We start from the raw sequence: 13,073 nt of genomic DNA, 5'->3' as shown, positions 1-13,073 counted from the left end.
TAAAAATACGGTAACAAAGTATGGATTATAATAATAAAACAGTGTGGATCACCGGTGCGTCATCGGGCATAGGTAAGGAGCTGGCAATACAGTTTGCAGAGCTGGGCGCTAGCGTTATTTTATCGGCGCGTAATGTTGACAAACTGACAGCGCTTAAGGCTGAACTAAAAGGAGAAGGGCATTTAATATTGCCACTCGATTTAGCAAAGCCCGAAGAAGTATTGAGTAAAGTTACCGCGGCAATAAATGAGTTGCCCGCAATCGATATTTTAATTAATAACGGCGGGATATCGCAGCGTAGTTTATTTTTAGAAAACGACTTTAAAGTGTATCGCCAATTAATGGAGGTTAACTATTTTGGTTTAGTGGCGTTAACTAAAGCGGTATTGCCCTCTATGGTTGCAAGAAAAAGTGGCTCGGTTGTGGCTATAAGTAGTGTGGCAGGAAAGGTAGGCTCTAAACTAAGAACCGGTTACTCAGGTACTAAATTTGCAGTGGTGGGGTTTATGGATTGCCTGCGCGCAGAAGTAAAAGAGCATAACATTCATTGTTTAACAATTTGCCCAGGTTTTATAAAAACCGCGATTGCGCACAACTCATTAAACCCGCAAGGTGTTGCACAAAATAAATCTGAGCAAGCTATAGAAAATGGCATGGATGTTAAAGTAGCCGCATCAAAAATGATTAACGCTATTAATAGCAAAAAAGATGAAGTGATTGTTGGCCAAGGTTTAAGTGGTTGGGCTCCTACCATTAAACGCTTTTTTCCGCGTTTATTTAACCGTTTAACTGCAAAAGTTAACTTTAAGTAATACCAAAATTCAAGAAAGCTATAGTTGAGTATAAAAATGATAATAAAGTATATATGGCTCGGATTATTTTTTAGCGTGCTGATCTGGTCGGGCATAAACCCAAAAGATCAATTTACTTGGTTTTTAGAAGTGCTACCAGCGATTATTGGTGTGGTAATTATACTTTGCACCTATAAACACTTTAAGTTAACCCCTATTTTATATTGGTTTATTTTAGTGCATTGTATTGTGTTGATGGTGGGCGGCTATTACACCTATGCTGAAGTACCGCTATTCGATAATTTATTTGGCAGTGAGCGCAATAACTACGACAAAGTAGGGCACTTTTTTCAGGGTTTTGTACCGGCATTACTAGCACGCGAAATTTTACTGCGTAAAAATGTAGTTAACGGTAAAGGGTGGCTAATAACCTTTGTTATTTCAATATGCTTAGCCTTCAGTGCTTTTTATGAACTACTAGAGTGGTGGGTGGCAGTGTTAAGCGGCGAAAATGCCGAAGCGTTTTTAGGCACCCAAGGTTATATTTGGGATACCCAATCAGATATGGGATTAGCACTATTAGGTGCTATTTGCTCGCTATTAGTGCTTTCTAAAGTACACGACAAGCAGCTAAAAAACGTTAAAGATTATGGATGAGTTATTATGCTTAGGCGTTTATAGCGCTTGTTAATAGATCTTTCGTGACATATAGAAAAACCGGTCTTCTTCTTTGTCTATTACGAAACCATTTCTCGTATACAGATGATACGCAGGACTAATTTTAAAAACTCGTAGTCTAAGTAAATTAACACCAGCTTTAATCGCTAATCGTTCGCACTCTGCCAGAGCAGCTGCCCCAATTCCCTTATTTTGAAATTTCTCACTAACCTGTATATCTCGGATATAACATCCTTCATTATCAAAGGCTAAACGAATTGCGCCAACGAGCGAAGTATTATAAAGAATATCCCAATTTTCTAAGTCTAGAATTTGCTCTTGTATCTTAGATTGTTCCCAGCAAACCGAATAATGTTCATAGTATGAACGCATATTTTTATATGTAATATCTGCCGATGCATAAAGATCGACTGTTGCTTGATATGAAATCACTGCAAATCTCCCTGCTTGAGTTACTTATATGGATAATGAGTCCCACTTTTTGAGTTATCACACCCCCAAAATAGCGTTTATTATATTGTTCAATAATTCCACTTAAAAACGCCTATGTAAACAATTGTTTATATGGGGGTATAAAGTAAGTTTACTGTTATGCCTAAAACAACTTTTAATAAGGTTATAGGGCAAAATATAAAAACGGTTTCAATGCGCGGTAGTTGTCGCTTAATAATTTATTTGGTTTTATTGAGTGGGGTTTATTTAGTAGTTAAGTTTTTAAGTGATTTTATGGGCGCGGGGAGGCTGATTAATACTTATTTGCTGCTTTTACTTGAAAGTAATCAGAAAATACCACAGCGGTATAAAAAGGAAGTTTGAATTTATTAGTTATTTTACTAAATGCTGCCCGGTGTTTTTAATGCAAAGAGCAGCGTTTAACTATATGCATTTACTTGGCTTTTTTAGCCTCAAGAGTTTCTATTTCACTCCAAATTTTTTCTGCCTCGGCGCTTAACATAGCGTAGCTTTTAATATCGCCTTTACGCTGTGCCTGCATGCCTTGCTCTAATTTTGCGTCGTACTCTTTGCGTAGTTTTTTGCTTGGATCTGATTTAAATATCGAAAACATGCTTACTCTCTTAATTACTTTTAATGTATTTGCTTGATTGAGTATACATACGATGCCGCGTGGAAAATCGATTATTAAAGTATAAATTAGTCCTGCAGCTAAATATTGAATAATTACTCTAACAGGGTTGAAATCACAAATATTGAGCGTACACTTGTGCGCTGAAAGTTTGGGAGCACACGTGTAAGCCTAAAGTGTTTTGAATCGCAATAGAGAATTAAGTGCTTATGATCACGCAAATATTAGATCAATTTTCAAAATGGTTTTTACACCATCAAAGTTTTGCCAGTTATATAGAGCCAATTATGCAGGTGTTTAAACCCGCATGGCGCGCTGGGCAATATAGAGCGCAAGTAGTTGACGCAGTTAGCCTTAATGGGAGTTTTTTAAGTGTGCAACTTAAGCCAAGTAAACAATGGCCTAAGCATACTGCTGGGCAGCATATAAGTTTAACCCTTGAAATTAACGGGCGATTATTAACGCGTGTTTTTACTGTGGCTTCAAGCGCTCAGCAATTTAAAAACACAGGCTTAGTGCGTTTACTAATCAAAACAAATCCACAAGGGCGTTTTACAAGTTTACTAAATAACACCTTAAAAGCGGGTTTGTGGTGCAGTATTTCTGCGCCAAACGGCGACTTTGTATTTAAAAACACACATACACCGGCCACTTTTATTGCTGGTGGGTCGGGCATTACCCCCATGCTGGCTATGCTTGATGATTACCTAAGCCAAACAGCGCAAAAGGTGTTGTTAGTGTATTACGCAAAAGTAACTGAACATCAATGTGTTGATGAGTTGAGTGAACTGGCAGCACGGTTTGCGCATTTTTCGTTTTTATTATTAACACGTGAGCAGGCAAGCGATATAACCAGCAATATTAAACCATGGGAAAACCCCGATATTTATTGCTGTGGCCCTGCAGCCTTTATGCAAACGGTGAGTGACTTTGCTAAAAAGCATGATTTAAATTACTACCAAGAGGCATTTGGTTTAGCGTTGCCGCGCTTAAAAGACGACAGCCAATTTAATGTAAAAATTAACAGTGGCGCGCATGTGGTATTGGGCAACGATGTTTTGCTAACTCAGTTTGAAGAAAAAAAGCTACCCGTTAAACGCGGTTGCGGCATTGGTATTTGCCATCAGTGCCAATGTATTAAAAAGTCGGGCGTGGTACGCAATTTAAAAACCGGTGAATTGAGTGATAGCGGCGAGCAGTTAATTCAACTTTGCGTAAGCCAAGCGGTAAGTGATTTGGAGCTACAATTATGAAAACCATTAACTTTGAGCAATTAGAAAAAGAATTAAATGCCATAAAAATGGACACCCTTGGCAAAGTAGGCCAGCAAGATGCTGATTATCTTCGCGCTGTTGTACGTAAACAGCGAGTATGCGAATGGAGCGGGCGTATTTTACTTATGCTTGGTTTTATTGTGCCATTACTGTGGGTTGTGGGTGTGCTGTTACTCGCCCTTGCTAAAATTTTAGATAATATGGAAATTGGCCACAATGTAATGCATGGTCAGTACGATTGGATGAACGACAAGCAACTTAATTCACAAAACTATGAATGGGACATAGCCTGCGATGGACAAAGTTGGCAACGCGTGCATAACTTTGAGCACCACACTTATACCAATATTATAGGTAAGGACCGCGATTTTGGTTATGGCTTATTAAGGTTAAGTGACGATTTTAAATGGCGTTTAAAAAACACGTGGCAATTTATAACCTATTTAAATTTAAGTGTGTTATTTCAATGGGGGGTGTCGTATCACGAACTGGCAGGCGAGCGCGTGTTTATAGGTAAAAAGAAGCCACACCGCGATGGTGCCGTGTTGCATAGTACCTTAAAACAGCGCTTTTTTAGTAAAGGCGCGCGCCAATTAATTAAAGACTATGTGATATTTCCGTTACTTGCTGGGCCATTATTTTTGTGGGTATTAGCGGGTAATTTAGTGGCAAATTTAATTCGTAACTTATGGACATCGACCATTATATTTTGTGGTCACTTTACTGAGCAAACCCACACTTTTAAAGAACAAGACTGTGTAAACGAAAGCCAAGGGCAGTGGTATTACCGCCAAGTACTGGGCTCGTCAAATATAAAAGGGCCGCGTTGGTTTCATGTATTAACCGGGCATTTGAGTTTTCAAATTGAGCATCACTTATTTCCAGATATGCCTTCGTCGCGCTATCAAGAAGTGGCATCGCAAGTACAAGCTGTATTGCAAAAACAAGGGATTACCTACAATACGGGAGGGTTTTTTAGTCAATATGCCTCGGTGTTAAAGCGTATATTTCGGTATTCGTTTAAATAATGATTAATAAAGTAGCAGTAACGGTAATGCCTGCATTAAATAATCGGTTAGTGTAAAGGCGTTAGCTGATTATTGCATTAAAGTGTTGTAAATGGCTTTTTTGATTAAATAACCACCACCACATGCAAAAAACTCTTCTAATTAATTTAAAAACAGGCCGGTTTGCTATGGTTAAGTAGTAGTTGGTTGTCATACAATGGGGAAAAATAGACCACACAAGAGAGATTAAAATGGCCGCATTTGGTACTGTGTTTATGCCGCAGATGATTCAAGCTCGTTTTTCTGATAATAAATGGAGCGAAAGCTCAATTGTCCCTTCTGATAAGCTTGAACTGCATCCTGGCGCTCACGTTTTACATTATTCAAGCACATGTTTTGAAGGCTTAAAAGCCTTTCGCCATGAAGATGGCTCAGTCTATATTTTTAGAATGGATGCAAACATTGCGCGCATGCAGCAGAGTTCTGAATTGCTTAGTTTACCAAGTGTTGATGCCGAGATGCTAAAAACCATGATTATTGATATTGTGCGCCAATACGCTGATGAAACGCCTTTACCACCGGGCTCTATGTATATTCGCCCAACGCATATTGGTACTGAGGCAGCAATTGGTAAAGCCGCTGCGCCTTCTATGAGCTCATTGCTATATACTTTGTTATCGCCAGTAGGTGATTACTTTAGTGGCGGTGCAACGGCACTGCGCGTATTACTTGAAGAAGATGGTATGCGCTGTGCGCCGCACATGGGCATGATAAAAAGTGGTGGCAACTACGCCAGTGCACTAGGACCAATTTCAGCAGCACGTACTAAGCATCAGGCAGATCAAATTTTATTTTGTCCAGGTGGCGACGTACAAGAAACCGGTGCAGCTAACTTTATTTTAATTGATGGCAACGAAATTATTACTAAAGCGCTCGATAGCACGTTTTTACATGGTGTTACCCGTAATAGTATTTTAACCATAGCTAAAGACTTAGGTATGACGGTAAGCGAGCGTAACTTTAGCGTTACTGAACTTTTAGAGCGCGCAGCTAAACCGGGCACTGAAGCAGCACTTTCGGGTACTGCGGCAGTATTAACACCAGTGGGCACCTTTATTCATAATGATAAAGAATACCAAGTTGGTAACGGCGAAGCAGGCCCAACTACGGCGCGCCTGCGCCAAGCATTGAACGACATTCAATGGGGTAAAGCTGCAGATACACACGGTTGGTTAACTAAAATTTAGTTTTTAATTTAACCCACTAAAAAGCCACCTAATTAACTTTAATTAGGTGGCTTTTGTATTTTTGCTATTTAATTAGCGCTTAGGTTAAATAACTTTACACCTTAGCGGATTAAAATCTCATTTCTATTTTGCCGTAAACGTAGCGGCCATTAAAACCAAATGGCGAAAAGCTTGAGTACGAAAATAAGCGTGAGAATGTAGTTACGTCATCAACTAGGTCGCGGGTTGGATCTGGGTATACATCAAAAATATTATTAGCACCTAAGCTTACCGATACATTGTCAGTTAGTGCATAGGCTACATCTAAATCGGTGATCCATTTAGGTTTTAAAACTTCGTTACGCTGTGCAATATCCGATGGATCTTGGGTTTCGCCGTAGCGAGTGTTTCGTAGGGTGGCGCGCCAATCATCCATAGTCCAAACCGCGCTTAAGTTATATTTATTACGCGGGGTACTTACTTCAAAGCGACGTAGTTCGTTACCAGAGAATAAGTTGTCTTGATCAAACCCAGCGCCTTGCAGCTCTGCAGGTGGGGCAATAATGTCGGTTACTTGGTTTTTGCCATAGTTAAAGCCTAAATTAAATGCCACATCGCCGTAGTTATCTGTAATTAAATTATATGAAGCAACCACATCAACACCGCGAGTTTTGCTATCAATAGCGTTTAAGAAAAATCGCCCTTGATTAGCGCCCGTACCTTCGAGTAAATCGGCAATAGCAGCGCCAGATAAGTTATTCGACAGTACAATACGGTCATCAATAAGTATTTGATAGTAATCTACCGATAAACTGAAATTAAAGTCGGTTGACCAAGTAAAGCCTATTCCATAGTTGGTGGCTTCTTCGGCATCTAGGCCCGGTGATCCGAGTGCTTTTGCAACGTTACTGCTGGGTGCAAAAGTACCGGTTTGTGTGGGTTCACCATCAACAAATACAGTAGCAACTGAAGTAAAATGTTGTTGCTGTAGCGAAGGCGCTCTAAAACCGGTTGATACTGAGGCGCGCAGCGCTAAATCTTCGGTTAGTGTATAACGTGTAGCAATTTTACCATTTAAGGTATCGCCAAAGTCAGAGTAATCTTCGTAACGCGCTGCAACGGTTAAGTTCCAGTTATCGGTAATGTAGGCTTCTAAATCTACGTATAAACTTACATTATGGCGGCTGTTATCGCTTGCCGATTCAGGGGTAAAACCAGGAAATACTTGTGAGCCTGCTGAACCAAATGGGCCGTTTACCGGATCGGTTACTGCACCACCTGGGCCAAATGTGCCTTGGGCATAAGAGGCTTCTTCGCCTGCTTGAATTTCGTAGCCTTCGCGGCGATACTCAGCACCTACAGCAATGTTTAAACCGCTGGCTAAAAAGTCGACATCAACCTCGCGGCTAAAATCAACATTAAGCGTAAGTTGGTCGTAGGTAAGTGTACCGGCATCAAAACGTGTTTGGCTGCTTGGCCCATACGAGGTATTTACGCTATCTATTACACCAAATTCAAAGTCATCTAGCCCGTATACGGCAGACACATCGTAATTCCACTCACTCACAAAGCCTTTAACACCCAGTGCGAGAGAAAAGTCGTTTATATCTGAAGTGATCACCGGTAAAAAGCCGTCGGGGTAAATATCGGTGACATTACGATTATCTTGCGCGCGGCGGTAAAAACCACCACCTTCGCCTTCGCGTTTACTATAAGAGCCAAAAGAATATAGCTCAGCGTTATTGGTTAGCTCATATCCTGCGTTATAAAAAACAGAAAGGTCTTCTACATTGCCATTACCAAAATTATGATTGTAGCGATCCCAGGTTAACTCGCGCGGATCGAGTGCGCCATTTACGGAGCCATCATCTAAACGAGCGTAGTTTTCACGTTGGTCGTAGTCAGAGCGATTGGTTGAATGACGATCGCGATATTCGGTAGATATATTTAAAAAACCATTATCGCCTAGCTCAAACCCCATATTGCCTTGCAGTGTTAACGTTTGGCCATCGGTTAATGAACGGTCGCCCCCTTCGTTAAAGGCTAAATTACCATTAGCATCTTCTGATACCGATTTAAGTTCAGGCACGCCATCCATTTCGGTCATGTTTGCGCCATAAATAGCCGAAAAAGAACCGCCACTACTAGCATTTTTAAGTACTATATTAATAACACCGGCTATTGCGTCGGAGCCATATTGTGCAGCAGCGCCATCACGCAGTACTTCAATTCGGGCAATCATCGCATTGGCTGGAATAGCATTTAAATCAACTGATGATGAGCCACGACCCGTTGAGCCATTTAAATTAAGCAACGCATTACTATGGCGACGCTTACCATTAACAAGCACTAAGGTGTGATCGGGTGCTAAACCACGCAGTTGAGCCGGGCGTACATGGTCACTACCATCGGTAAGTGATGCTTGCGGAAAGTTAAAGCTAGGCAGTAAGCTACTAAGCAGGGCGTTGGTTTCGGTTTGACCTGAGTTTTTAAGCGAATCGGCACCAATAATATCAATTGGAACTGGGCTGTCCTCTACAGTTCGGCCTAGTCGCGTGAGCCAATAACACTAATTTGTTCAATATTTGCCTCGGCTTGGGTGTCTTGCTCAGCAGCAGATGCGTACATAGACCCTAGTAATGCCGCCGATACGCTTAGCGCTCATACCGTGAGTGGCGTTGATTTTTGCAGTTTTAATAATAATTTATTATTCATGTTGATTCCCTCATTCAAAAACGCAGTAAATTAGTTCAGTTAAATTTGCAGTAACAATAGAGCTAATTTAAATTACATCTTTTAACATATATCCAAGCAGCAAAGGCAGTCAATTGAATAACATTCAATAAACATTATGTTTACTTGAAAGTGAGGTGTTAATAATAGAAATTGATTATCTAGAGTTTAAGTTAGCTATAGTTCACCACTTTATTTGTCCAATGAGCATATCTTTAAACATAACCCAGTCGCCACACAAACTGTAAAAAGGGTGCTTGAAGGTAGCGGGTCTGTTTTTGTCAAAAAAGAAATGCCCAACCCAGGCAAAACCATAGCCAATTACTGGTAACAACCACAATAAACGGTATTGTGATTTAAGTACCGCTACGCCAATAACAAAAAGTACTAAAGTGCTGCCAATAAAGTGTAAGCGTCGGCACGTAATATTGCGGTGCTCTGTTAAGTAGTAGGGGTAAAATGCTTTAAAGCTATTAAATTTAGGGCTGGGCATGTATTGCTCTTATTTATTTATGCTGCGTAATCTTATTAAAGCCTAAATTTACACTTGTTTACAGCGACAAGTGGTATTGAACGTATCTAGCTAGACAAACTAGCTTAAAGTTAATAACTTAGGCCTACTATTAAAAACCAATAATAATGGAGAGATAAATGTTTAAAAAAACCCTAGCATGTGCTGTTCTTGTAGCACTTAGCGGCTGTTCAGAGCCAACTAATACCGCAACTAATAAAGAAGCTAAAGCACCCATGAGCCAAGCAAATTCAGTAAACTACCCAGTAACTAAAAAGGGTGATGTAGTAGATAACTACTTTGGCGAAACACTGGCCGACCCATATCGCTGGTTAGAAGATGATATGAGCGCAGAGACTGCCAATTGGGTTAAAGCACAAAACAAGGTAACCTTTTCGTATTTAGAGCAAATTCCTTATCGCGATAAGTTAAAGCAGCGTCTTGAAAAGTTAATGAACTACGAAAAAATAGGCGCTCCCTTTACCGAGGGCGATTACACCTACTTTTATAAAAACGATGGCCTGCAAAACCAGTATGTTTTATACCGCAGTAAAGAGGGCGGTGACGTTGAGGTGTTTTTAGATCCAAACAAATTTAGCGACGATGGCACTACGTCTATGTCGGGGCTGTCGTTTTCAAAAGATGGCTCATTACTCGCGTATCAAATATCGGAAGGCGGCAGTGATTGGCGCAAAATTATTATTATAGACACGCAAACTAAAGAGCAAGTGGAACAGGCTTTAGTTGATGTGAAATTTAGTGGCATAGATTGGTTAGGCAACGAGGGTTTTTACTATTCTAGCTACGATAAACCTGAAGGCAGTGAGTTGTCGGCTAAAACCGATCAGCATAAAGTGTACTATCACACCTTAGGATCTGATCAAGCAACCGATAAACTGGTGTTTGGTGCAACCGATGAGCAAAAACATCGTTATGTAGGAGCAGATGTAACGCATGATGGCCGTTATTTACTTATTTCGGCTAGTACTTCTACTTCGGGTAATAAACTATTTATTAAAGACTTAACTCAAAAAAATAGCGAGTTTGTGACTATTGTAGGAAACACCGACTCAGATACATCGGTTATTGATAACGAAGGCAGTAAGCTGTTTTTAGTGACTAATTTAAATGCTCCAAATCAAAAAGTAGTGACGGTAGATGCAGCTGATCCTGGTCCGCAAAACTGGCAAGACTTTATTCCCGAAACCGAAAATGTATTAAAGCTTACTAAAGGCGGTGATACCTTTTTTGCAAATTACATGGTTGATGCTATTTCAAAAGTGAAACAGTACAACAAAAAGGGTGAGCTAATTCGTGATATTACCTTACCGGGTGTGGGCACTGCGGGTGGCTTTAGTGGCAAAAAAGAGCAAACAACGCTGTATTACTCTTTTACCAATTATAAAACCCCAGGAACGACTTATACGTTTGATGTAACTACGGGAGAGTCGGGTGTTTATCGTAAGTCTGGGGTTGATTTTAATAGTGACGATTACACCTCTGAGCAAGTGTTTTATAACTCAAAAGACGGCACTAAAGTACCTATGATAATTACCTACAAAAACGGTATAAAGTTAGATGGTTCAAACCCAACAATTTTATACGGTTATGGTGGGTTTAATATTAGCTTAACGCCAAGCTTTAGCCCAACGACTGCCGCGTGGCTTGAACAAGGCGGCGTGTATGCGGTGGCCAATATTCGCGGTGGTGGTGAGTACGGGAAAGAGTGGCACAATGCAGGCACTAAATTACAAAAACAAAATGTATTTGATGATTTTATTGCCGCAGCTGAGTATTTACAAAGCAAAAAGTACACATCTAAACAGCGTTTAGCTCTACGTGGTGGCTCAAATGGTGGCTTATTGGTAGGCGCAGTTATGACCCAGCGACCTGACTTGTTTCAAGTAGCGCTGCCGGCTGTAGGCGTACTCGATATGCTGCGTTACCATACATTTACTGCAGGCGCAGGCTGGGCGTACGATTATGGAACCAGTGAGCAAAGCAAAGAAATGTTTACTTACATAAAAAACTACTCACCGCTGCATAATGTAAAAGCGGGCATAGAATACCCTGCAACTATGATAACAACAGGGGATCATGACGATAGAGTAGTGCCTTCGCACTCATTTAAATTTGCTGCGGAGTTACAAGCTAAACAAGCGGGTGCAAATCCTACGCTTATTCGTATTGAAACAAACGCCGGACATGGTGCAGGCACACCAACGAGTAAAATTATTGATTTGTACGCGGATATGTATGGCTTTACGCTTTATAACATGGGAGTTAAGTCACTTTAATTACGGCTTTTTGAAAGTGAAGTAACCACAAAAAAACCGAGTAAATTAACTTACTCGGTTTTTTTATTAATCGTTTATAAGCCACTCATTATTGAACGGGTGAAAACAGCCGTTGATAGGTTTTATAGGCGTATTCATCACTCATACCGCTGAGGTAATCGCAAATAATACGCATACCTTGGTTTTGTTTTTGCGCCTCTATGTACTGGGCTTGCGTGGTTTCGGGTAATAACCGCAGCGGATCGCTGGCAAAAGCGGTAAATAATTCAATCAGTAGGTTTTGCCCTTTAAACTCAATTTGTTGCATTTTAGGATTACGAATTAAGCGCTGAAAGACAAAGTGTTTAAGTATTTGCAGTACACTTTCGTACTGAGTTTCTAGCTTGGCTGTGTATTTTAAAATAGGGCATTCGAACGCTTCGTTTTGCACATCTAAATGAATATGAATGATAAAGGTATTAACCAGTTCGCCTATGGCATCTTTGCGCTCAAAATCATGCTTTGAAAACAGTCGTAAAGTGAGTGATTCGAGCATGTCGTTTAACCAGCTAAAGTTAAGCGCCTGCAGTTGTGGCAAAGCATGGGTTTGCCAATCATCAAGAGTGAGTACTTTGGTGGCTATGGCATCTTCTAGGTCGTGTACCGCATAAGCTATATCGTCGGCATGCTCCATTATGGCGCTATCAAGCGATTTATAGCTGGTTTTAGCGCGGTACTTATCTATTGCCGTGTGGTTGCTTAATAAGGTTTTATCGTTTTGACTTAAGGGCTCTATTATCCAATTGAATATAGCCGCATCGTCGTTATATAAGCCTTTAGCTGGTCGCCAATCGTCTGCTTTAATAAATGTGCGCTCAGGGTTTGCTTTAGGAATAGTGTGCCAAAGCTCATTTATAAATGCAGGGTATTTTATAAAGCCCAATAAGGTACGGCGCGTAAGGTTCATACCATGGCCGTCGCTGTATGGTTCAAGCTTGGCAACAATACGCAGCGTTTGCGCGTTGCCTTCAAAACCACCCTGTTCGCGCATCATATAATTAAGTGCAATTTCGCCGCCATGGCCAAACGGCGGGTGGCCAATATCGTGGGCTAAACATAGGGTTTCCAGTAATCCGGTTGACGGAAAATGGCTAAAGTCGCTGTGTTGTACTTTTAAATGGCGCAGTATGCCGGTGCCAATTTGCGACACTTCTAATGAGTGAGTAAGGCGAGTTCGGTAAAAGTCGTTTAAGCCAATACCCATAATTTGAGTTTTAGCTTGCAGACGCCTAAACGCAGCAGCATGAATAATTCGTGAGCGATCAACCTGCCACGGTGAGCGATTATCATTAGGGCGATGTTTATATTGTTCTATAATTCGGCTTTGCCACTGTTTGTCCATACTACTGACTCGTAATTAGTTAATAACGTTAGAATATACCCATGAACTATAAATTGCGAGTGCACACGTTGTACGGTATTTGCGCAGTTAG

11 protein-coding genes and 1 pseudogene are annotated in these 13,073 nt (G+C 40.7%); 7 read left to right on the top strand and 5 right to left on the bottom strand.

Translation table 11 applies throughout. From position 1 onward, the window contains the following. Positions 1-20 precede the first annotated feature (20 nt). On the top strand, positions 21-812 hold the full coding sequence (locus HC000_RS00990) for an SDR family oxidoreductase (protein WP_179806671.1): 792 nt from the start codon (positions 21-23) through the stop codon (positions 810-812). 42 nt (positions 813-854) lie between these two features. After that, complete coding sequence (locus HC000_RS00985) at positions 855-1,448, top strand: DUF2238 domain-containing protein (RefSeq protein WP_179806778.1); 594 nt, start codon at positions 855-857, stop codon at positions 1,446-1,448. Between the two features lie 30 nt (positions 1,449-1,478). On the opposite strand, the gene HC000_RS00980 is transcribed toward HC000_RS00985, so the two are convergent. Continuing rightward, complete coding sequence (locus tag HC000_RS00980) at positions 1,479-1,901, bottom strand: GNAT family N-acetyltransferase (protein WP_179806670.1); 423 nt, start codon at positions 1,899-1,901, stop codon at positions 1,479-1,481. A 159-nt stretch (positions 1,902-2,060) separates the two neighbouring features. Between HC000_RS00980 and HC000_RS00975 the strand changes: the two genes are divergently transcribed. Continuing rightward, positions 2,061-2,285 (top strand): hypothetical protein, encoded by a 225-nt coding sequence (locus HC000_RS00975; RefSeq protein ID WP_179806669.1) that lies wholly within the window; start codon positions 2,061-2,063, stop codon positions 2,283-2,285. Between the two features lie 70 nt (positions 2,286-2,355). On the opposite strand, the gene HC000_RS00970 is transcribed toward HC000_RS00975, so the two are convergent. Next, the gene (locus tag HC000_RS00970) at positions 2,356-2,535 is read right to left on the bottom strand and encodes a DUF6435 family protein (RefSeq protein ID WP_041454400.1); all 180 of its coding nucleotides are present in this window, start codon (positions 2,533-2,535) and stop codon (positions 2,356-2,358) included. 227 nt (positions 2,536-2,762) lie between these two features. Here HC000_RS00970 and HC000_RS00965 point away from each other — a divergent pair, with 227 nt between their 5' ends. The 3 genes from HC000_RS00965 to HC000_RS00955 all read left to right on the top strand — a co-directional run bounded on the left by HC000_RS00965 (position 2,763) and on the right by HC000_RS00955 (position 6,081). Further along, the gene (locus HC000_RS00965) at positions 2,763-3,806 is read left to right on the top strand and encodes an FAD-binding oxidoreductase (RefSeq protein WP_179806668.1); all 1,044 of its coding nucleotides are present in this window, start codon (positions 2,763-2,765) and stop codon (positions 3,804-3,806) included. After that, positions 3,803-4,855 (top strand): acyl-CoA desaturase, encoded by a 1,053-nt coding sequence (locus HC000_RS00960; RefSeq protein WP_179806667.1) that lies wholly within the window; start codon positions 3,803-3,805, stop codon positions 4,853-4,855. Before HC000_RS00965 ends, HC000_RS00960 begins: the two co-directional genes overlap by 4 nt. 224 nt (positions 4,856-5,079) lie before the next feature. Continuing rightward, a complete protein-coding gene (locus tag HC000_RS00955; protein WP_346010161.1) occupies positions 5,080-6,081 on the top strand; it encodes a branched-chain amino acid aminotransferase in 1,002 nt (333 codons plus the stop codon). Between the two features lie 109 nt (positions 6,082-6,190). On the opposite strand, the pseudogene HC000_RS00950 reads toward HC000_RS00955, so the two are convergent. Continuing rightward, positions 6,191-8,775, bottom strand: a pseudogene (locus HC000_RS00950) (TonB-dependent receptor). Between the two features lie 202 nt (positions 8,776-8,977). Beyond that, complete coding sequence (locus HC000_RS00945; protein WP_179806665.1) at positions 8,978-9,286, bottom strand: DUF962 domain-containing protein; 309 nt, start codon at positions 9,284-9,286, stop codon at positions 8,978-8,980. Positions 9,287-9,444: 158 nt separating this feature from the next. On the opposite strand from HC000_RS00945, the gene HC000_RS00940 reads away from it, so the two are divergent. Beyond that, a complete protein-coding gene (locus HC000_RS00940; RefSeq protein ID WP_179806664.1) occupies positions 9,445-11,601 on the top strand; it encodes a prolyl oligopeptidase family serine peptidase in 2,157 nt (718 codons plus the stop codon). Positions 11,602-11,689: 88 nt separating this feature from the next. Here the strand turns inward: HC000_RS00940 and HC000_RS00935 are convergent, their stop codons facing one another. Continuing rightward, positions 11,690-12,982: an anti-phage deoxyguanosine triphosphatase gene (locus HC000_RS00935; protein ID WP_179806663.1), complete on the bottom strand. Its 1,293-nt coding sequence runs from the start codon at positions 12,980-12,982 to the stop codon at positions 11,690-11,692. Positions 12,983-13,073: the final 91 nt, after the last annotated feature.

Source organism: Pseudoalteromonas sp. MIP2626, from assembly GCF_013414205.1.
In the GTDB taxonomy this organism is placed as follows: Bacteria; Pseudomonadota; Gammaproteobacteria; order Enterobacterales; family Alteromonadaceae; genus Pseudoalteromonas; species Pseudoalteromonas nigrifaciens.
The sequence above is the reverse complement of the archived record's forward strand: the minus strand, read 5'-3'. Positions and strand labels throughout refer to the sequence as shown.

Excerpts from the sequence above, each read along its gene's own strand:
- HC000_RS00990 (WP_179806671.1), top strand. The coding sequence starts at position 21 with ATGGATTATAATAATAAAACAGTGTGGATCACCGGTGCGTCATCGGGC.
- HC000_RS00975 (WP_179806669.1), top strand. The coding sequence starts at position 2,061 with ATGCCTAAAACAACTTTTAATAAGGTTATAGGGCAAAATATAAAAACG.
- HC000_RS00970 (WP_041454400.1), bottom strand. The coding sequence starts at position 2,535 with ATGTTTTCGATATTTAAATCAGATCCAAGCAAAAAACTACGCAAAGAG.
- HC000_RS00965 (WP_179806668.1), top strand. The coding sequence starts at position 2,763 with ATGATCACGCAAATATTAGATCAATTTTCAAAATGGTTTTTACACCAT.
- HC000_RS00960 (WP_179806667.1), top strand. The coding sequence starts at position 3,803 with ATGAAAACCATTAACTTTGAGCAATTAGAAAAAGAATTAAATGCCATA.
- HC000_RS00945 (WP_179806665.1), bottom strand. The coding sequence starts at position 9,286 with ATGCCCAGCCCTAAATTTAATAGCTTTAAAGCATTTTACCCCTACTAC.
- HC000_RS00940 (WP_179806664.1), top strand. The coding sequence starts at position 9,445 with ATGTTTAAAAAAACCCTAGCATGTGCTGTTCTTGTAGCACTTAGCGGC.
- HC000_RS00935 (WP_179806663.1), bottom strand. The coding sequence starts at position 12,982 with ATGGACAAACAGTGGCAAAGCCGAATTATAGAACAATATAAACATCGC.